At 65.2% G+C, this 18,581-nt stretch carries 17 protein-coding genes and 1 pseudogene; 9 read left to right on the top strand and 9 right to left on the bottom strand.

Annotated features, from left to right (window positions below):
• Nucleotides 1-290: 290 nt before the first annotated feature.
• Nucleotides 291-1,412 (bottom strand): amino acid ABC transporter permease, encoded by a 1,122-nt coding sequence (locus ACVIGA_RS32235; RefSeq protein ID WP_456669166.1) that lies wholly within the window; start codon nucleotides 1,410-1,412, stop codon nucleotides 291-293.
• A 1-nt stretch (nucleotide 1,413) separates the two neighbouring features.
• Nucleotides 1,414-2,601 (bottom strand): amino acid ABC transporter permease, encoded by a 1,188-nt coding sequence (locus ACVIGA_RS32230; protein ID WP_456669165.1) that lies wholly within the window; start codon nucleotides 2,599-2,601, stop codon nucleotides 1,414-1,416.
• Nucleotides 2,602-2,709: 108 nt separating this feature from the next.
• Between ACVIGA_RS32230 and ACVIGA_RS32225 the strand changes: the two genes are divergently transcribed.
• The 5 genes and pseudogenes from ACVIGA_RS32225 (at nucleotide 2,710) to ACVIGA_RS32205 (ending at nucleotide 7,900) form a co-directional block, all read left to right on the top strand.
• Nucleotides 2,710-3,585, top strand: coding sequence for a MurR/RpiR family transcriptional regulator (locus ACVIGA_RS32225; protein ID WP_456669164.1), 876 nt, complete (start codon nucleotides 2,710-2,712; stop codon nucleotides 3,583-3,585).
• Between the two features lie 5 nt (nucleotides 3,586-3,590).
• The gene (locus ACVIGA_RS32220) at nucleotides 3,591-4,940 is read left to right on the top strand and encodes an aspartate aminotransferase family protein (RefSeq protein WP_456669163.1); all 1,350 of its coding nucleotides are present in this window, start codon (nucleotides 3,591-3,593) and stop codon (nucleotides 4,938-4,940) included.
• A 13-nt stretch (nucleotides 4,941-4,953) separates the two neighbouring features.
• The gene (locus tag ACVIGA_RS32215) at nucleotides 4,954-5,964 is read left to right on the top strand and encodes an amino acid ABC transporter substrate-binding protein (RefSeq protein ID WP_223969915.1); all 1,011 of its coding nucleotides are present in this window, start codon (nucleotides 4,954-4,956) and stop codon (nucleotides 5,962-5,964) included.
• A 183-nt stretch (nucleotides 5,965-6,147) separates the two neighbouring features.
• A complete protein-coding gene (locus ACVIGA_RS32210) occupies nucleotides 6,148-6,783 on the top strand; it encodes an aspartate/glutamate racemase family protein (protein ID WP_456669162.1) in 636 nt (211 codons plus the stop codon).
• Between the two features lie 167 nt (nucleotides 6,784-6,950).
• Nucleotides 6,951-7,900, top strand: a pseudogene (locus tag ACVIGA_RS32205) (YiiG family protein).
• Nucleotides 7,901-8,076: 176 nt separating this feature from the next.
• Here the strand turns inward: ACVIGA_RS32205 and ACVIGA_RS32200 are convergent.
• Complete coding sequence (locus ACVIGA_RS32200; protein ID WP_456669161.1) at nucleotides 8,077-9,411, bottom strand: MFS transporter; 1,335 nt, start codon at nucleotides 9,409-9,411, stop codon at nucleotides 8,077-8,079.
• 315 nt (nucleotides 9,412-9,726) lie between these two features.
• Between ACVIGA_RS32200 and ACVIGA_RS32195 the strand changes: the two genes are divergently transcribed.
• Complete coding sequence (locus tag ACVIGA_RS32195) at nucleotides 9,727-10,926, top strand: multidrug effflux MFS transporter (protein WP_456670937.1); 1,200 nt, start codon at nucleotides 9,727-9,729, stop codon at nucleotides 10,924-10,926.
• A 107-nt stretch (nucleotides 10,927-11,033) separates the two neighbouring features.
• Here the strand turns inward: ACVIGA_RS32195 and ACVIGA_RS32190 are convergent, their stop codons facing one another.
• Entirely contained in the window at nucleotides 11,034-11,453 is a 420-nt protein-coding gene (locus tag ACVIGA_RS32190; RefSeq protein ID WP_456669160.1) for a DUF983 domain-containing protein, read from the bottom strand.
• Between the two features lie 120 nt (nucleotides 11,454-11,573).
• Here ACVIGA_RS32190 and ACVIGA_RS32185 point away from each other — a divergent pair, with 120 nt between their 5' ends.
• Together ACVIGA_RS32185 and ACVIGA_RS32180 are read left to right on the top strand one after the other, a co-directional pair.
• Nucleotides 11,574-12,911: an aminotransferase-like domain-containing protein gene (locus tag ACVIGA_RS32185; RefSeq protein WP_456669159.1), complete on the top strand. Its 1,338-nt coding sequence runs from the start codon at nucleotides 11,574-11,576 to the stop codon at nucleotides 12,909-12,911.
• A gap of 107 nt (nucleotides 12,912-13,018) precedes the next feature.
• Entirely contained in the window at nucleotides 13,019-14,308 is a 1,290-nt protein-coding gene (locus tag ACVIGA_RS32180; RefSeq protein WP_456669158.1) for a serine hydrolase domain-containing protein, read from the top strand.
• Between the two features lie 126 nt (nucleotides 14,309-14,434).
• Here ACVIGA_RS32180 and ACVIGA_RS32175 read toward each other — a convergent pair whose 3' ends face one another.
• Nucleotides 14,435-14,638 carry a hypothetical protein gene (locus tag ACVIGA_RS32175; protein ID WP_456669157.1) on the bottom strand — a complete coding sequence of 68 codons (204 nt, stop codon included), beginning with the start codon at nucleotides 14,636-14,638 and terminating at the stop codon, nucleotides 14,435-14,437.
• 178 nt (nucleotides 14,639-14,816) lie between these two features.
• On the opposite strand from ACVIGA_RS32175, the gene ACVIGA_RS32170 reads away from it, so the two are divergent.
• Entirely contained in the window at nucleotides 14,817-15,812 is a 996-nt protein-coding gene (locus tag ACVIGA_RS32170; protein ID WP_456669156.1) for a hypothetical protein, read from the top strand.
• A 54-nt stretch (nucleotides 15,813-15,866) separates the two neighbouring features.
• Here the strand turns inward: ACVIGA_RS32170 and ACVIGA_RS32165 are convergent, their stop codons facing one another.
• The 4 genes from ACVIGA_RS32165 to ACVIGA_RS32150 all read right to left on the bottom strand — a co-directional run bounded on the left by ACVIGA_RS32165 (nucleotide 15,867) and on the right by ACVIGA_RS32150 (nucleotide 18,517).
• The gene (locus ACVIGA_RS32165) at nucleotides 15,867-16,334 is read right to left on the bottom strand and encodes a MarR family winged helix-turn-helix transcriptional regulator (protein WP_456669155.1); all 468 of its coding nucleotides are present in this window, start codon (nucleotides 16,332-16,334) and stop codon (nucleotides 15,867-15,869) included.
• Nucleotides 16,331-16,735 carry an EVE domain-containing protein gene (locus ACVIGA_RS32160; RefSeq protein ID WP_456669154.1) on the bottom strand — a complete coding sequence of 135 codons (405 nt, stop codon included), beginning with the start codon at nucleotides 16,733-16,735 and terminating at the stop codon, nucleotides 16,331-16,333. The genes ACVIGA_RS32165 and ACVIGA_RS32160 overlap by 4 nt, the downstream gene beginning before the upstream one ends.
• Nucleotides 16,736-16,753: 18 nt before the next feature.
• Nucleotides 16,754-17,182 carry an SRPBCC family protein gene (locus tag ACVIGA_RS32155; protein WP_456669153.1) on the bottom strand — a complete coding sequence of 143 codons (429 nt, stop codon included), beginning with the start codon at nucleotides 17,180-17,182 and terminating at the stop codon, nucleotides 16,754-16,756.
• A 102-nt stretch (nucleotides 17,183-17,284) separates the two neighbouring features.
• The gene (locus tag ACVIGA_RS32150; protein WP_456669152.1) at nucleotides 17,285-18,517 is read right to left on the bottom strand and encodes a rhodanese-like domain-containing protein; all 1,233 of its coding nucleotides are present in this window, start codon (nucleotides 18,515-18,517) and stop codon (nucleotides 17,285-17,287) included.
• Nucleotides 18,518-18,581 lie beyond the last annotated feature (64 nt).

Below are 18,581 nucleotides of genomic sequence, written 5' to 3'. Positions count from 1 at the left end.
CAGCCGTTGCGCGGCGCTCAGTCCACATCGGACGATGCCCACGCGGACAATGATTCTTTTCATCGCGCGCGTTCGCGAATCGAATGGCACTCAAAATAGGTTAGGGACGGAACAGCGCCTAGTGCACTCTGTGCCAGCCGCGCTCGGCGCCGACCATCGGCCAAATCTTGGTTGCTGCAACCTTAAGGCCAGAACAGGCCGTTGCAAAAATCAAAGGAGGACGCTGCGGATGCGGTTGGCATCGGAGACGCAGCATTCGAGCGAAGCAAGCGACGCCGAGTCCAGCTCGCTCAGTTCGTTCCGCGCTGTGCCTCGAGGCCGCGGCTGTAGCGCGACATCGCAAAGCAGAACACGAAATAGATCACGCCGACGAAAACATAGACCTCGACGCTGAAGGACTGCCAAGCCGGATCGACGATCGCAGTCTTGGCGGTGGTCAGGAGATCGAAGATGCCGATGATCAGGACCAGGCTGGTGTCCTTGAAGAAGGCGATGAAGGTGTTGACCAGCGGCGGGATCACGTGGCGGATCGCCTGCGGCAGCACGATCAGCGCGTTCTTCTCCCAGTAGGACAGCCCGAGCGCGTCGGCGGCCTCATATTGTCCGCGCGGCACCGCTTGCAGGCCGCCGCGCACGACTTCCGCAAGGTAGGCGCCGGCATAGAGGATGAAGGCGATCTGCGCGCGCAAGAGTTTGTCGATGTTGACGCCGTCGGGCATGAACAGCGGGAACATCACACTCGCCATGAACAGCAAGCTGATCAGCGGCACGCCGCGGATCAGCTCGACATAGAGCACGCAGAGCGAGCGGATTGCCGGCAGTTTCGAGCGTCGGCCGAGCGCCACCAGGATGCCAAGCGGAAAGCCGAGGGCGAGCCCGAAGGTCGCGAGGATCAAGGTGACCGGCAGCCCGCCCCAGCGGTCCTGCGTGACAAAGGTGAGGCCGAGGAAGCCGCCCCACATCAGGCAGCCGATCACGATCAAGGCCGCGGCCCACAGCAGGAACAGCTCCTTGCGCCAGAAGCTGCGGCGGCTCGATACCGCGAACAGCGCGATGAAGATCACGACTGCGAGCGCCGGCCGCCACTGCTCGTCGAACGGATAGGTGCCGAACAGGATGAAGCGGTACTTCTCGGGGACGACCGCCCAGCAGGCGCCGGCGCCGCGCAGCGCGCGGCAGGCGCTGGTGTCATTGCCGGAGACGGTCCAGATCGCGTTGGCAATGCCCCATTGCCAGAGTCCGATGAACGCCTTGCCGAGCACGAACAGCATCAACAGCGTCATGATGCTGGACGGGATCGATGCGAACAGATTGGCGCGCAGCCACGCGGTAAACTGACCGCCGAGCGCCCGTGGTGCGGGCCGCGGCCCGATCGGCAGCGGATCCTGCGGAAGGTGCACGACCGAGCTCATCTCAGCGCTCCACCAGCGCGATCCGCGCATTGTACCAGTTCATGAACAGGCTGATGCCGAGGCTGATGGTGAGGAACACCATCATGATCAGCGCAATCGACTCGATCGCCTGCCCGGTCTGGTTCAACGTGGTGTTGGCGATCGAGACGATGTCCTGGTAGCCGACCGCGACCGCGAGCGAGGAATTTTTGGTCAGGTTTAGATACTGGCTGGTCATCGGCGGGATGATGACGCGCAGCGCCTGCGGCAACACGATGTGCTGCAAGACGAAGCCGCGCTTCAGCCCGAGCGCCTTGGCGGCCTCCGACTGGCCGTGCGGCACCGCCTGAATGCCGCTGCGCACGATCTCGGCGATGAACGCCGAGGTGTAGGTGACGAGCGCGATCAGCAGCGCAAAATATTCCGGCGCCAGCGTCAGCCCGCCGACGAAATTGAAGCCGCGCAGCTCGGGCAGCATGATGCTCCAGCTCGCGCTCAGAAGCCACGACACCAGCAGGGGCAGCGCGACCACGAGGCCGAGCGCGTAGGGCCAGGCCGGCCGCGCTCTGCCGTCGAGCATCTGCTGCGCAACCAGGCGGCGCCTGATGAGATGGAGCGTGATGAGACCCGCGACCAGCGCAAGGATCGTCCACCAATTGGCCTCATGCAACGGGACCGACGGCAGGATGAGCCCGCGGTTGGAAAGGAACACGCCCTCGACCGGCTTCCACGCCTGGCGCGCCGCCGGCAGGCCCTGCATCAGCACGTACCAGAACAACAGCTGCAGCAGCAGCGGCAGATCGCGCAGCACCTCGACATAGACGGCGGCGAGCCGCGCCAGCAGCCAGTTCGACGACAGCCGCGCGATGCCCACCAGCGTGCCGATCACGGTCGCCAGCACGATGCCGATCACAGCAACGCGCAGCGTGTTGACGATGCCGACGATGAAGGCGCGCAGGTAAGTGTTCTTCGGCGAGTAATCGATCCAGGAATCCGCGATCGGCATGCCGGCTTCGCGGCCGAGGAAGGCAAATCCGGTCGAGATGCGCCGCACCGAGAGATTATGGACCGCGTTCGACCACAGCCACGCGACGATGGCGACCGCGATGGCGACCACCAGGACCTGCCAGAACAGGCCGGCGACGCGGGGATCGCTGAGCGAAAGCCGCCAGGGTCGCGAGGGAGGGCGTTTCGGCGTCGATGTCGTCACAGCACAAGGATCCCGGTGAGAAGCGATCTTCTGCCATGCGCAAGAGCGTATTCGGGGCTGCGCACTTCATATGTTGCATCAAATTGATATTCGTGCAACATATGTTTCATGGCCCAGGCTCAGCCGAAACCATCGCCCCTGAACGAATTGTGCAGCGCATTGCCGTCGCTGCCGATGCGTTTGCAGGAGGTCGGGCGTTTTGTCGCAGCCAATGACTACGACGCCACCACCCGCTCGATGCGGGATCTCGCCTCGGTCGCCGGCGCCGATCCTGCATCCTTCACCCGTCTTGCCAAGGCGCTCGGCTATTCCGGCTGGGACGAATTGCGCGCCGCGCTCACCGAGGCGCGACGGCCGGCGCAGGGCTCGCCGTTCTCCGGCCGGGCCAAGAGCCGCCGCGCCGGGCCCAATGCCGATGTCCGGCTGGTGCACGACAAGATCGAGGCTGAAGCCGCGGGCCTTGCGCGGATTTCCGCGAGCGCGATCGCCGACGCCGCGCGTGCGCTGCACGCCGGTGATCGGATCTGGATCACCGGCTTTCGCAGCTGCCGCAGCGTTGCGGAACTGCTGACCTACCAGCTTCGCTTGTTCCGCCCCGACGCCGTGCAGCTGGTCGGCGGTTCCGGCCCGTTCGATCTCGACCACGGCGCCTTCCGCTCAGGCGACGCGGTGGTCGTGATCGGTTTTGCGCCCTACACCCTGGTCAGCGTCGAGACGGCGCGTGCAGCGCATCAGGCGCACGCCACGCTGATCGCGATCGCCGACACGATCAGCGCGCCGATGGCCGAGGGCGCCGATCATCTCCTGCTGTTCGAGGCCGCCTCCTCGCCCGGCTTCTTCCCGAGCCTCACCGGCGCGATCGCCGTCGCCCAGTCGCTGGCCGCCGTCGCCTTCACGCTGGGCGGTGCGAGCGCGAAGCGCAAGCTGGAGCAGACCGAAGGCCGGCTTGCCGAGATGTCGCAATATTTTGTCGAGAAAGGATGAGTATCATGGCAGCCAACAAGAGCCGCGTGATGCATCGCAGCCTGCGCGAGACCCCGCCGAAGGCAATCGGCGGTGACGGCGTCTGGCTGATTGCGGAAGACGGCCACCGCATTCTCGATTCCTCCGGCGGCGCCGCCGTCTCCTGCCTCGGGCATCAGCACCCGCGCATCCTGGCCGCGATCGTCAAGCAGGCTTCAAAAATTGCCTATGCGCATACCGGCTTCTTCTCCTCCGAGCCCGCGGAGGAGCTCGCCGAGCGGCTGGTCGGCCACGAGCCCGGCGGCCTCGGCTATGTCTACTTCGTCAGCGGCGGGTCGGAGGCAATCGAGGCCTCGATCAAGCTGGCGCGACAATATTTCATCGAGCGCGGCGAGCCGAAGCGCGCCCGCTTCATCGCGCGCCGCCAGAGCTATCACGGCAACACGCTCGGCGCGCTGTCGGCCGGCGGCAATGCCTGGCGCCGCGAGCCCTATGCGCCGCTGCTGTCGCCCTCGTTCAGTCACGTCACGCCGGCTTTTGCCTATCACGAGAAGCGCGACGATGAATCGGAGGCCGCGTTCGTCGCGCGGCTCGCCGCTGAGCTCGAGGCGGAATTCCAGCGGCTCGGCCCCGAGAATGTTGCGGCCTTCATCGCCGAGCCCGTGGTCGGCGCCACCGCTGGCTGCGTGCCGGCGCCGGAAGGCTACTTCAAGGCGGTGCGCGAGGTCTGCAACCGCCACGGCGCGCTGTTGATCCTCGACGAGGTGATGTGCGGCATGGGCCGCACCGGTACGCTGCATGCGTGGGAACAGGAAGGCATCTCGCCGGACATCCAGGCGGTCGCCAAGGGCCTCGGCGGCGGCTACCAGCCGATCGGTGCGATGCTTGCGAGCGGCGCCATCGTCGACACCGTGCGCAACGGCTCCGGCGCGTTCCAGCACGGCCACACTTATCTGGCGCATCCGCTCGCCTGCGCCGCCGCGCTCGAGGTGCAGAAGGTGATCAGCGAGGAGAAGCTACTCGATCAGGTCAAGGCGCGCGGCCGCCAGCTCGAGCAGCGGCTCACCGAGCGCTTCGGCAATCACCGCCATGTCGGCGACATCAGGGGCCGCGGCCTGTTCTGGGGGATCGAGCTGGTCGCCGACCGCGGCACGCGGCAGCCGTTCGACCCCAAGCTGAAGTTGCATCAGCGGATCAAGTCCACGGCCTTCACCGGCGGGCTCGGCTGCTATCCGTCCGGCGGCACCGCTGACGGCCAGCGCGGCGACCATGTGCTGCTCGCCCCGCCCTATATCGCAACTTCCGGCGACATCGACATGATCGTCGAAAGACTAGGCGCTGCGGTAGACAGCGCGCTCAAGGACATTGGTCATTAGCAGGAGGTGTAAAATGTACAGGGGATTGATCACGACAGCTGTTCTCGTCGCAGGCATCGCGAGCGCAAGCGCGGCGACGCTCGACACCATCAAGCAGCGCGGCACGCTGGTGTGCGGCGTTTCGACCGGCTTTGCCGGCTTCTCGGCGCCGGACTCGCAGGGTAATTTCAAGGGCCTCGATGTCGACTATTGCCGCGCGCTCGCCGCAGGCGTGCTCGGCGATGCCAACAAGGTGCGCTACGTCGCGCTGACCGCGCAGAACCGCTTCACCGCGCTGCAATCCGGCGAGATCGACGTGCTGTACCGCAACTCGACGCAGACCTATCTGCGCGGCACCACGCTCGGCCTGCGCCAGGGCCCCGTCAATTTCTACGACGGTCAGGGTTTTGTGGTGAAGAAGGACCTCGGCGTGAAGGAGCTGAAGGATCTCAAGGGCGCCACCGTCTGCGTCGCGCAGGGCACCACGCATGAGGTGACGCTCGGCGACTACGGTCGCGCCAACGGCATCGACTGGAAGCCTTTGGTGTTCGATCGCCCCGACACCATGTACCAGACCTTCTTCGGCGGCCGCTGCGATGCCATGACCCAGGACGCATCCGCGCTCGCCGGCGCGGTCGCGACCGCGGCGCCGAAGGCCGACGACTATGTCGTGCTGCCTCAGACCATCAGCAAGGAGCCGCTCGGCCCGTTCACCCGCAACGGCGACGAGGTCTGGAGCGACATCATCACCTGGCTGCATTACGGCCTGGTCGAAGCCGAAGAGCTCGGCGTGACGCAGGCCAATGTCGACGAAATGACGAAGTCGCAGGTCCCGGCGATCCAGCGCCTGCTCGGCGCGTCCGGCGATCTCGGCTCGCGGCTCGGCCTCGACAACAAATGGCTGGTCGCGGCGATCAAGGCCGGCGGCAATTACGGCGAGATCTTCGAGCGCAATGTCGGCAAGGCGAGCCCCCTGAAGCTCGAACGCGGCCTCAACGGCACCTGGAGCAAGGGTGGCTTGATGTATGCGATCCCGTTCAAGTAACGCTTCTTGTTACCTCTCCCGCTCGCGGGGAGAGGTCGTCGTTCAAGCGCAGCTTGAATGACGGATGAGAGGGAGCCTCCGCATATCCCCCTCTGACTTGTTACGACGATAGAGCCCCTCACCCCTGCTCTCTCCCCGCGAAGGGCGGGGAGAGGGAGAGAAGGCAGAGGCAGTAGCAACCCCATGCGCATCACGCTCATTCACGCCCTAAAGCACTCGATCGTGCCGATCGAGGCGTCATTCGCAAAACATTGGCCGGAGGCGCGGCTGATGAACCTGCTCGACGACAGCCTGTCGGCCGACCTTGCGCGCGACGGCAAGCTCAGCGAGCGCATGACCGAGCGCTTCCTCACCATGGGCCGCTATGCGGCAAGCACCGGTGCCAACGGCATTCTCTTCACCTGCTCGGCGTTCGGCCCCTGCATCGAGGCGGTGGCGCGCGCGAATGCGCCGATGCCGGTGCTGAGGCCGAACGAGGCGATGATCGAACAGGCGGTCGCGAAGGGAAAGCGCATCGGCCTGCTCTCGACCTTCCCGCCGACGCTGGTGTCGATGCCGCCGGAGTTTCCATCCTCGGTCACGCTGGTGCCGAAACTCGCCGAGGGCGCGCTGGCGGCGCTCGATCGCGGCGACCGCGCCGAGCATGATCGCATCGTGGTCGAGGCCGCGAAGGATTTGCGCGACTGCGATCTGATCGCGCTCGCGCAATACAGCATGGCGCCGGCGGCCGAGCGCGTCGCCGAGGTCACCGGCCGCGAGGTGCTGACGACGCCCGACAGCGCGGTCAAGAAGCTGAAGGCGCTGCTCGGAATCAAGTAGGCGCGCCCGTGATCGCCAGGTTCGGGCGGTAGTGGCTTTCGGCCCGTAGCCGACAAATAAATCTATCGATAATGTGCCGCGCGGCCTCGGCGGAGGCTCGTGACGTAATCTTCTGCTGTCACATTATTTTCCTAGGCTGAGGCGGCCGAGATAAGGGCAAACTCCCGATGCGAAATACCTCTTTCCTTGTGATTGCAGCCATCGTTGCGCTTCTCGAACCGGCTGCCGCCCAACAGTCCCCGCCCGCGTCATCGGCAAGCGCCTCCTCCGCGCAATTGACTCAAAAGGTGAACGCCTATGTCGGGTGCATCAACCGTCTCTCGGCGCGATCGTACGAATCCCGCGAACGCTACTTTTCCTGGGCCGCCAAAAGCGGTCCCACTGGCAAGGAGCGGATCATCTACGGCACCTACACGATCTACGACACATCCGACTGCAAGGCGGGCGTCGCAGCCGCCAATGCAATGGACCCGCATGATGCCGGGCTCGAAGCCGCGGCGAATGCATATGTTGCGGCCGTCACCACGCTCGAGCCGCTGTTGAAGGAGGCGGACAACTACTACACCCAGGAGAACTACAAGGACGACAAGATGGCCAAGGGCAAGGCGCTGCATCCGCGCCTGGTCGCGGCATGGGATGCGTTTGCCGGTGCCGACAAGGCGCTGCGCGTCGGCGTCGAGGCAATCAATGACAATCGCGCAGCCGAGCAGCTTGCCGCGATCGAGGCGAGCGAAGGCCGCAAGTCGCACTACTATGTCGAGGCCGTGATGATCCAGGCCAAGCGCGTGCTTCGCACACAACAGGCCGACAAACCCGACCTCGACGCGATCACCCAGGCGCTCAACGACTTTGAGGCCACGGTGAAGGCAACCGAGGAGGCCTCGGGCAAGGGCGGCGACGTCAAGCTCGGCTCGATGTTCATCGGCAGCGCCAAATCATTCCTCACCACGGCGAAGCAGCTGATGCCCGCGTTCGCGACAAGGTGCCTTACAGCTCCGGCGAGAAGATGATGCTGAGCAACGCTGGCGCCGGCTGGATGGTGGAAGGATCGCCGGCCCGGCTGATGCGCGACTACAATCAACTCGTCGACGGCTACAACCGCGGCGCCCGCATCTGAGTGGCGGCACCCGATGTTGCGGGCTGGGATGGCCGGCGATGCTCCTGGGGTGATCATCACGGTCATTGCGAGCGCAGCGAAGCAATCCATCGCGCCGCATATGCGGATCAATGGATTGCTTCGTCGCTATCGCTCCTCGCAATGACGGATCCAGCTGGCAGTCCGCGCTGGAGTGCTCACGCCCCCGCGTCGTTCACGTTGAGATCGACGCCCTGCGGATCCTTGATCGTCGACACCGTGATCAGCGAGATCAACGACAGCACCGCGATATAGACGCCGACGCGCCAGGACTGGCCGTAGGTGCCGATGATCCACTGCGCGATCATCGGCGCGAAGGCGCCGCCGAAGATGGCGCCGAGCGCGTAGCCGATCGAGACGCCGGAATAGCGCACCTTGGCCGGAAACAGCTCGGCATAGAGTGCCGCCTGCGGGCCATAGGACAGGCCGAGCGCAATGGTGAGGCCGACGGCGCTGATGAAGAACAGCAGCAGATTCTTGCTGTCGATCAGGAACCACATCGGCACCGCCCACAGCACCATCAGGGTGTAGCCGATCTGGAAGCAGCGCACGCGGCCGATCTTGTCGCCGAGGATGCCGCCGAGCAGCGTGAAGATGAACCAGCTCACTGCCGCCAGCGTGCCGATCAGCAGCAGCTGCTCGGATGGCATCTTCAGCGTGTTGGTGCCGTAGCTGATGATGAACGCGATCAGGATGTAACCGGCCGCATTGTTGGCCATGAAGATCAACGCGGTACGCAAAATCTCCTTGCTGTGATTGCGCATCAGCTCCCGTAGCGGCGCGGAGGATTCCTTGTGCCGCCGCTGCATCGCCAGGAATACCGGAGACTCTTCGACCGTGCGGCGGATCACGATGCCGACGACGATCAGGAGGATCGAGAGCAGGAACGGAATCCGCCAGCCCCATTCGATCATCGCCTGCTTGCCGAGCGTAGCCGTCAGCACCCACAGCACGCCGGTTGCCAGGATCATGCCGAGCGGCGTGCCGATCTGCGGGAACGAGCCGAAGAAGCTGCGCTTGTCGCGTGGTGCCGATTCCACCGACATCAGCGCCGCGCCGCCCCACTCGCCACCGGCCGAGAAGCCCTGCAGGATGCGGAGCAGAATAAGGAGTGCCGGCGCCCAGGCGCCGATCTGCGCATAGGTCGGCAGCAGACCAACCAGCGCAGTCGCAGCGCCCATCAAGAGCAGCGTGACGACCAGCATGTTCTTGCGGCCGAAGCGATCGCCGAGATGACCACAGACGATGGCCCCGAGCGGACGGAACAGGAATGAGAGGCCGAGCGTCGCGAACGAGATGATCTGTGCCAGCAGCGGATTGTTCGCGTTCATCGGCGCGAAGAACAGTGCGCCGAACACCAGGCCCGCCGCCTGGGCGTAGACGAAGAAGTCGTACCACTCGATGGTGGTGCCGACGAGCGTTGCTGTGAGGACCTTGCGCTCCTCATCCGACAGCGTCGCGCCGCGCGAGTGCGCGGAGATTTCGATGGACATGTGGCCTCCCCAAACCCGTTCTTGGCCGTACGGGCGTGATCGGCCGCGATGCGCCTGCCCCGCACGGATGCTGGTACCGGGATAGCAGAGCTTCCGGCGCGGGACGAGGAAAATAGTTGCACCAGCAACGATAATGCGCCAACCCATGGCCTTGGAGCCGGTTCCATGACCCGGCTACCTCACCCGCCGCCGACGGTCTCCCATCCCAAAACGCCGATTGTGCAATGCAGCAAGGCCGCTATGCTGGGAGTCTCCAAGAGGTTTTAAGTGTCTGACATCAATGCCGATGCCTGGGTGTCCTCAGGCCACCGCCCGATGGGCTTTCCGGAATTCGTCGTCGTCATTGCCTCCATCATGGCGCTGAACCCGCTGGCGATGGACATGATGCTGCCGGCGCTGCCGAACATCCGCTCTGCGTTCCAGATCGCCGACGCCAATCGTCCGCAGATGGTGCTGTCGATCTTCCTGGTCGGCTTCGGCGTCGGCCAGTTCGTAATGGGCCCGCTGTCGGACCGCTTCGGCCGCCGCCCGGTGCTGCTCGGCGGCATGGCCGTCTACACCATCGCCGGCCTGCTCGCGATCATGGCGCCCTCGTTCGAGACGTTGCTCTTGGCGCGCGCGCTGCAAGGGCTCGGCACCGCGGCAACCCGCGTGATCGCGACGTCAATTGTGCGCGACTGCTACGCCGGACGGCGGATGGCGAGCGTGATGTCGCTTGCCATGATGGTGTTCATCGCGGTGCCCGTGATCGCGCCGTCATTCGGCCAGGCGGTGATGCTGCTGACGCACTGGCGCGGCATCTTCGTGCTCTTGATGATCTATGGCGTGATCGCGCTCGCCTGGAGCGCGATGCGGATGCCGGAGACGCTGCCGCTCGAATTGCGCAAGTCGCTGGCGATCCCCGAGGTGCTGTCCGCGTTCCGCCAGACCATCACCAACCGCCAGACGCTCGGCTACGCGCTCGCCGCCGGCGGCGTGCAGGGCTCGCTGTTTGCCTTCGTGTTCTCCTCGCAGCAGATCTTCACCGAGGTCTTCAAGCTCGGACATTACTTCCCGGTCGCCTTCGCCGCCTGCGCGGTCGGCGTCGCGATTGCCGGCTTCCTCAATTCGCGCATCGTCGGCCGCATCGGCATGCGCGTGATCTCGCACGCCGCGCTGACCGGCTTTGCCGTCGTCGCCGGCGCGCTGTTCCTCGCAGTGAAGACCGACACGCTGTCGCTGCCGCTGTTCATGGTGCTGGCCGGCCTGATGATGTTCGCGTTCGGGCTGATGATGGCGAACTTCACCGCACTCGCGATGGAGCCGCAAGGAAAGATCGCCGGCACCGCGTCCTCGCTCTATGGTACCATCACCACCCTGCTCGGGATCGGCGTCGGCACCACGATCGGCCAGGATTACGACGGCACGCTGCTGCCGTTCGCCACCGGCTTCTTCCTCTGCACGCTGGCCGCGCTTGCCGTGGTGCTGGTGACGGAAAAGGGCCGCATGTTCCGGCCGCATCACCATCCGATTTGACGATCCGTAGCCCGGATGCAGCGAAGCGCAATCCGGGGTTCGTCGTGCGGGCAAAACTGTCCCGGATCACGCTTCGCTTCATCCGGGCTACACTTCCGTGGTTGGTTTCAGGCTTCGCGAGCTCGCCCGGCATTGCTTCGCACCGGCGCCGCTGCACGCCGCGTCGCCGCAAACCCCTCCATTCCCAGCTGCCATTGCAAGCCGACGATCGCGCCCTTCGTCGGCTGCAGCAGTCCCAGCGCGCTGAACAGCGTGAACGGCAGCCAGATCGCCAGTTGCAGCCAGGCCGGCGGCGCGTAGGTCATTTCCATCCAGAGCAACGCCGGCACCACGACGTGGCCGACCACCACGATCACGAGATAGGCCGGGAAATCGTCCGCGCGCTGCGGGGTGAAATCCTCGCCGCACGCCTCGCAATGATCCGCCACCTTGAGGAAGCGGCCGAACAGATGGCCGCGTCCGCAGTTCGGGCACTTCATCGTAAAACCGCGCCACATCGCCTTTGGCAGGGAAACCGTCTCGGTCATTGTCGTTGTCCTTGACCTGATCTGATGATCCATACAATATGAATTTTTGAGCATACAATCAAAGACAAAGCGCTGGATTGCATGGATTGGATCCCTACAGTTTCGGAATGGCACGGCCCAATGTTCCTGCGCATCGTCGATGCGCTCGCCGCCGACATCGCGAGCGGCCGGCTGGCCCGCGGCCAGCGCCTGCCGACCCATCGCGCGCTGGCGTCGGCGCTCGATATCGATCTCACCACGGTGACGCGCGCCTATGGCGAGGCACGGCGGCGCGGGCTGCTCGACGCCCGCGTCGGCCAGGGCACCTTCGTCTCGGAGACCACGGCGCGCGCTGCATCCGAGCTATCAGCGCCGGTCAACATCGACCTGTCGATGAATTTGCCGCCGCAGCCGGTGGAGGCCAATCTCGATCTGCGCATCGCGCAGGGACTTGCGACCATTCGCTCCGAGGCCGGATTTTCAGCCTATCTCGGTTATACGCGTCCCGGCGGCACCGCCGACGAGCGCGAGGTCGGCGCCGCGTGGCTCGCGCCGCGCGTGCCGAATGCATCGGCCGACCGCATCGTGATCTGTCCGGGTTCGCAGGCGATCATCTTCAACGCGCTGCTGGCGCTGACCTCGCCCGGCGATGTCGTGGTGACGGAGGCGTTGACGTTTCCCGGCATCAAGGCGGCTGCGGCGCGGCTCGACGTCCGCCTCGTCGGCGTTGCGATGGACGCCGAGGGCGCCCGTCCCGACGCGCTCGACGAGGCCTGCCGCAAGCACAAGCCGAAGGCGGTGTATCTGGTGCCGACGCAGCAGAACCCGACCACGGCGACGATGGGCGCAGCGCGGCGCAAGGCGATCGCCGACATCATCAGGAAGCGCGGCTGCATCCTGATCGAGGACGACGTCTACGGCCCGCTCGAACCACAGGTGGCGCCGATCGCCACGCTGATCCCCGAACGCACCTACCTTGCCGCGAGCATTGCGAAATGCATCGCACCGGCCTTGCGCGTTGCCTATCTGCTGGCGCCCGATGCGAACGCCGAGCAACGGATGCGCGCCGGCATGCAGGCCACCATGCAGATGCCGCCATCGCTGATGGTCGCGCTGGTCACGCAATGGCTGCGCTCCGGCGTCGCCGCTGACATCATCCGCGCTATCCGCAACGAGGCGGCCGCGCGCCAGCAGCTCGCGGCCCGCTTCCTCAAAGGCGTCGCCTATGCGGCGCGGCCGGCGAGCCACCATCTCTGGATGCCGCTGCCGAAACATTTCGACGGCACCGACCTGCTGTCGCATCTGATGCGCAACGGTCTCGCGGTGGTCGGCGAAGACGCCTTTGCGGCAGGCGATGCCGCGCCGCGCGGCCTCCGCGTCTCGCTCGGTGCCGCCCGCAACCGTGCCGAGCTGAGCCAGGCGCTGCAGGTGCTGTCGAATGCCGTGCGCACGCCGGTCGGCGCCACGCAGATTGTATGAATTTCGACCATCGTTAGGGAATAAACTCGCCCGAAAATGATTATGGTGCGGGGGCGCCTGCGCTAAAACCGCGGCGTTCATGGCATCAGGCAGGGGCGGGCTTTTCAATGTCGTGCAGATATGACCGGACAGCGCGGCGTGCCGTGCGGACGCTTCGCGGGGCTGCGACCGCGATCGGGAGTCTTGCACTTGTCACATCTAGCGCGGCCCACGCCACCGACGCCCCTGCCCCATCGCCGGAGAAGCTCGAACGCATCACCGCGTTCTTCGACAACGAGGTCGCGACAGGAAAAATTCCAGGCGCCGCCATCCTGATCCAGCAGCACGGAAAACCGGTCTATCTGAAGACCTTCGGCTATCGCGACGTCACGACCAAGTCGCCGATGCGGCCGGACACGATGTTCGCGCTGCATTCGATGACCAAACCGATCACCAACACCGCCGCAATGATGCTGGTCGACGAAGGGAAGCTGTCGCCGCAGGACCCGCTGTCGAAATACATTCCGGCGTTCGCCGACGTGAAGGTCGGTATCGAGCCGGATGGCGGCAACGATCTCGGCAAGCTCGAGCTGGTGCCGCCGATCCGCCCGGTCACGATCGAGGACCTGATGCGGCACACCTCGGGCATCACCTACGAATATATCGGCGCCGACTGGATCCAGAAGCTCTACCGCAACGGACATCTGTTCGACGGCAAGTTCGACAACAAGGAATTCGTGGCGCGGCTAGCCAAGCTGCCGCTGTCGCGGCAGCCTGGCACGATGTGGCGCTACGGTCATTCCACCGACGTGCTCGGCCGGGTGGTCGAGATCGTCGTGGGCAAGTCGCTCTATCAGTTCGAGAAGGAGCGCATCTTCGATCCCCTGAAGATGAACGACACCAGATATGTGCTCGATGCGGAAACCGAACGGACGCGGCTGGCCGAACCATTGCCCTCGGACACGATCCTGATCGCGGGGGAGAACGACCGGCGCGCGCATCCGGAGTGGGAATCCGGCGGCGGCGGCCTGGTGTCGACCATCCTCGATTATGCGCGCTTCGCGCAAATGCTGCTCAATGGCGGCCAGCTCGACGGCAAGCGCTATCTCAGCCCTGCCGCCTTCAAGACCATGACAACGGATCATATCGGACCGGGCTCCGGGGTCGGCCGCGACTATTGGTACTTCCCTGGCGACGGTTTCGGTTACGGTTACGGCATCGCTGTGCGCACCGATCCCGGCATTGCCAGGCCACCGCCGCCCGGCTCGATCGGCGAATTGAAATGGGACAGCGGCAGCGGCACCTATTTCGGCGTCGATCCGAAGCTCGACATGATCTACATCATGCTCGAGCAGACCCAGAACGAACGCCAGCGCATCACGCCGGCGTTTCGGAAACTGGTCTACGACGCGTTTTAGCCCGGACTAAGTTCCGCAGCAACTTCGTCATTGCGAGGAGCGAAGCGACGAAGCAATCCATCTATCCGCGAGCAAACGGATGGATGGATTGCTTTGCTCGCAATGACGGGATTGAGAGCCCCCGCCCTACGACTTCCGCCGAACCGGTTCCTGTCTGCGCCGTGCTGCTGCCGCGATCAGGCTCGTGGTGCATTCGTTGCAGACGAACGCACATTCATCCGTAAACAAGCCGATCCGTCGTTCGAATCCGATCGCACCATCGTCGGCGAGCCCGTCGATGACACCACCGCAGCACACGCATTGGTGGCACGCCGCCAACTCCCGTTCCATGCCGAGCCCTCCGGCCATCGCTGCTTCCCTCACGCTATATACTATCGTATATATCGAGACGACAAGGCAGGCGGGTGAACAATCCGGTCGGGAACCCTGCAGACAACAACCATCGACCGGAGACGATCGCCTCACAATTCCTGCCTGGTCCAACCAGGTTCATTGAGGAAACGCGATCATGATAAAAATGAATGGCGACGCGGGACATCCGCGCGCAACGGGAGAACTGCTCAAGATCCGCCGCGCATCGCTAGCGGCCATTATCCTTGCGCTCGGCACGGCCGGCATAGCGCGCGCCGAAACCACTCCGGTCGGAGTTCCCGACAAGAGTTTCCCGGAGAGCGTGACCTCGACCTCCGACGGGACGCTTTACGTCGGCAGCTTCAACCTCGGCGGCGTAACGAAGATTTCCAGCGGCAAGGCCGAGCAACTCGTCAAGCCGGGTGCCGGCGACAGCCGCTCGACGCTCGGCGTACTCGCCGACGAGAAGAGCGGCACGCTCTATGTCTGCTCCAACGACATCTCTGGCTTCGGCGTCGCCGGGCCGAGCGACACCAAGGGCGCCTGGCTGAAGACCTTCGATCTCAAGAGCGGCGCGCCGAAAGGCAGCTTTGCCCTGAGCGATCCGAAATCGCTTTGCAACGACATCGTGGTCGGCGCCGACGGCACCGCCTATGTCAGCGATTCCTTCACGCCGATCGTCTACAGCCTGAAGCCGGGCGGCACCGCGCTGGCGGCGTTCGCCACCGACCCGCAGCTCGCGCCGGCCAAGGACGGCGTCGGGCTCGACGGCATCGCGATCGGCGCCGACGGCAACCTCTATGTCACGACCTTCGTTCCGGCCAAGCTGTTCAAGATCGAAATCAAGGACGGCAAGGCGGGCGCGGTGACGGAGCTGAAGCCGTCGCGGCCGCTCGACCATGCCGACGCGCTGCGCGCCCATGGCGGCGGTCTCCTGCTGATCGAGGGCAACGGCAAGCTCGACAAGGTCACGGTGAAGGGCAGCGAGGCCACCATCGACACCATCAAGGATGGCCTGGCCGAGCCAGTCTCGGTGACGCAGATCGGAGACGTCGGCTGGGTCGCCGAGGGCAAGCTGTCCTACGTGATCGGTGACAACAAGGGCAAGGACCCCGGCCCGTTCAAGCTGACGCCGGTGGCATTGCCGAAGTAGAAAGTCAGGTTCGGCGATCGGCGCGCGGGATGGGCGAACAGCCTGCCCCGCGCGCTATTCGTCCTTTGCGAGCGCCTGCAGGAGCTTGACGAGGCCGCCCGCATCATCGGCAACCGCACGAAAGAAGGCGGCATCGGTTTGCTCGACGACCACCACGGCCCTCTGCGCCAGTGCGCGCCCGGCGCTGGTGACGACGATCATCTTCGCACGCGGATCGTCGGGGTGCGTCCGTCGCGTCAGATATTTCAGGGATTCGAGCGAGCGCACAATTTGCGATGTCGTCATCGGATCGACACCGGTGAGTTCGCCGATCCGCGCCTGAGTCAAGGTCTCCTTCTCGCCGAACCAGGTAGCGCAGGCCAGGATGACGAACTGGGAATGTGTCAGGCCGAGTGGCTGCAGCGCCGCACGCTGGCGGCGCTGCCAGGCGTTGGAGACGCGCCACAGCAGGAAGCCCGGGCTCTCGGCCGGGCCGGAAAAGCGCGTCGGCAACGGCGGATCGGTGGGTTTTCGCGTCTTCATGCCGCCACGGTACCTCTCACGTCCATGGCGCGCGCAATGGTGGCAAAATCACCTGGTGTCAGCAACAGATGTCCCCGACGCAGGGCCATGCCCCAGTTTGGGGAAGCACAGAGCGCGAGGCGGTCCTTGAGATCGTCCAGCATCACCTCACGTGCGGCCTCGTAGCGCACGCGGCGGCGAAACGGCACGAAGCCGCCGCCCATATCGTATTTGTAAACCTCGTCATCGGCGATCCGGCCGATCGCCGTGAATGCGCGCAGCGCTTCGCCGCCCATTTCGATCGTCGGCGAATAATAGATCAACCAGTCGCCCGCCCGCATGCGCCGCAGCGCCTGCGCCTTGCCGTGGCACAGTTGTGCAAAGCCGCCCGCAAGGCCGCATTGCACGTGGCTGCGCGACACCACACCGAGCCAGCCGGGTCATGACCGCTTGCCCTCAGCGGCGGCCACGAGCGCCGCCAGAACGGCGGGGAAGTCGGCCGAAATCGTCGGGCCGATCTCGGCTGCGCCCTCGCCTTGTGCGTCGACCGCGTAGGTGATGCGCGTGCGCGACGAATCCAGCCGCTCGATCCGATGCGCGACCGCAATCACGAGATCGCCGACGCGGGTCTCGTCGACGAAGCACTCGTTCTCGCGCACCTCCGTCAGCACCGACCGAAGCGCCGCCTCGCCGGGCGGCTTCATGACAAAGCTGGTGCCGACGGCAAACGGCCCCTCGAGCGCGATCGACTCGATCCCGGCGTTCCAGCGGGTCCACCCGGGAACGTCCTGGAACAGCGCCCAGATATCCTCCGGGCTCGCGGCCGTCTCGATGTCGAATTGGGTCTGCCAGTCAGGTCGTGCGTTCATGCGCTCTCTCCCCCGTTACTATGTACGCGTATTATAAGCGCACTTAGTATCGGAATGCAAGTGCTTCCCAGCACCGCGGCTGGCCGACCAAATCTGCCGTTATCAGATCACATAAAACCCGTGCGTGCCGTCACGGCGCAGCTGGTCGACCAGGCCATATTCCCAATCGAGATAGGCCTGCATCGCCTGCTCCGCGACGCCGGTGCCTTCATAGGGACGGCGGTAGCGGTGCGCGGGACCGGGCCGCGGCACGACGTGCGGCGGCCCGACTTCGAGCCGGCGATCATAGCCGCCGTCGAGCACGTAAACCTCCCAACCCATCTGTGCGAGCCAGGACGCGGTCATGTCGGCGCGAATGCTCTTGTCGTCGGTCAGCACGATGCGCGCGCCGCGCACCGGCGCGGCCATGTCGATTTCCTGCACCAGCTGGCCGCCGGCGTAGTGGCGGAAGCCGGCCAGATGACCGGCGGCGTATTCCTCGGCGTCGCGCACGTCGAAGCGATAGAGCGTGCGGTGTGCGTCCCCTTCCAGCACGGCAAGTTCAGCCGCGCCGATGCGGCGGACGCCGGCGCGATAGGCCACGTCGCGCGCATTGTCGGCGGCGCCCTCGAACGGCCCGACGTCGCCGCGCTTGCCGGCGCCGTGTTCGAGCTCGTGTTTCGCCAACGTCCAGCCGATCGTGCCGTTGCGCAGCGCCCGCACCTTGTTCGGCAGTCCGGCATTGATCAGCGACTGCGTGCCGATGATCGAGCGGGTGCGGCCGGCGCAATTGACGATGATGGTGGTGTCGGGATCGGGCGCCGCGCGGCCTGCGCGCAGCACCAGCTCCGCGCCGGGCACGCTGACCGAGCCCGGGATGTTCATGGTGGCATATTCGTCGAACCGACGCACATCGAGGATCGCGATGTTGGCCTTGTCGGATATCAGCGCGGCGACCTCGTCGGCGCTCAGCGATGGCGTGTGCTTGCGCGACTCGACCAGCTCGCCGAAGGCCTTGGCGTAGGAATTGACGTCCTCGAACACCTCGTAGCCGGCCGCCTTCCAGCCCTGCAGGCCACCGGCAAGCGCCGCGACGTTGCTGTAGCCCAGCGCCTGCAACGCGCCGGCCGCGGCAGCGATCAGGCCTTCGCCATTGTCACAGAGAACAATCGGCACGTCCTTGCGCGGCAGTCGCAGTTCGGCTTCGAGCGCGATCTGGCCGGCCGCCATGTTGGCGGCAAACAGCGGATGGCCGGCGGCGAATTCCGCCTCATGCCTGACGTCAAGCAGCGCAATCTCTTGGCGCAGCAGCAGCGTTGCACGGATGTTCTGGGGTGTGACGGACAAAACTGTCATGAGATGCCGGCCTTGGGCGGAAAATACGCAGGCCTGCTCTAGGCCGAAATCGCGCGCCGTCAAT

The organism is Bradyrhizobium sp. USDA 3240 (genome assembly GCF_054063295.1).
This window is presented reverse-complemented; position numbering and strand designations above follow the sequence as displayed.

Excerpts from the sequence above, each read along its gene's own strand:
- ACVIGA_RS32235 (WP_456669166.1), bottom strand. The coding sequence starts at position 1,412 with ATGAGCTCGGTCGTGCACCTTCCGCAGGATCCGCTGCCGATCGGGCCG.
- ACVIGA_RS32225 (WP_456669164.1), top strand. The coding sequence starts at position 2,710 with ATGGCCCAGGCTCAGCCGAAACCATCGCCCCTGAACGAATTGTGCAGC.
- ACVIGA_RS32220 (WP_456669163.1), top strand. The coding sequence starts at position 3,591 with ATGGCAGCCAACAAGAGCCGCGTGATGCATCGCAGCCTGCGCGAGACC.
- ACVIGA_RS32215 (WP_223969915.1), top strand. The coding sequence starts at position 4,954 with ATGTACAGGGGATTGATCACGACAGCTGTTCTCGTCGCAGGCATCGCG.
- ACVIGA_RS32210 (WP_456669162.1), top strand. The coding sequence starts at position 6,148 with ATGCGCATCACGCTCATTCACGCCCTAAAGCACTCGATCGTGCCGATC.
- ACVIGA_RS32200 (WP_456669161.1), bottom strand. The coding sequence starts at position 9,411 with ATGTCCATCGAAATCTCCGCGCACTCGCGCGGCGCGACGCTGTCGGAT.
- ACVIGA_RS32195 (WP_456670937.1), top strand. The coding sequence starts at position 9,727 with ATGGGCTTTCCGGAATTCGTCGTCGTCATTGCCTCCATCATGGCGCTG.
- ACVIGA_RS32190 (WP_456669160.1), bottom strand. The coding sequence starts at position 11,453 with ATGACCGAGACGGTTTCCCTGCCAAAGGCGATGTGGCGCGGTTTTACG.
- ACVIGA_RS32185 (WP_456669159.1), top strand. The coding sequence starts at position 11,574 with ATGTTCCTGCGCATCGTCGATGCGCTCGCCGCCGACATCGCGAGCGGC.
- ACVIGA_RS32180 (WP_456669158.1), top strand. The coding sequence starts at position 13,019 with ATGTCGTGCAGATATGACCGGACAGCGCGGCGTGCCGTGCGGACGCTT.
- ACVIGA_RS32175 (WP_456669157.1), bottom strand. The coding sequence starts at position 14,638 with ATGGAACGGGAGTTGGCGGCGTGCCACCAATGCGTGTGCTGCGGTGGT.
- ACVIGA_RS32170 (WP_456669156.1), top strand. The coding sequence starts at position 14,817 with ATGATAAAAATGAATGGCGACGCGGGACATCCGCGCGCAACGGGAGAA.
- ACVIGA_RS32165 (WP_456669155.1), bottom strand. The coding sequence starts at position 16,334 with ATGAAGACGCGAAAACCCACCGATCCGCCGTTGCCGACGCGCTTTTCC.
- ACVIGA_RS32155 (WP_456669153.1), bottom strand. The coding sequence starts at position 17,182 with ATGAACGCACGACCTGACTGGCAGACCCAATTCGACATCGAGACGGCC.
- ACVIGA_RS32150 (WP_456669152.1), bottom strand. The coding sequence starts at position 18,517 with ATGACAGTTTTGTCCGTCACACCCCAGAACATCCGTGCAACGCTGCTG.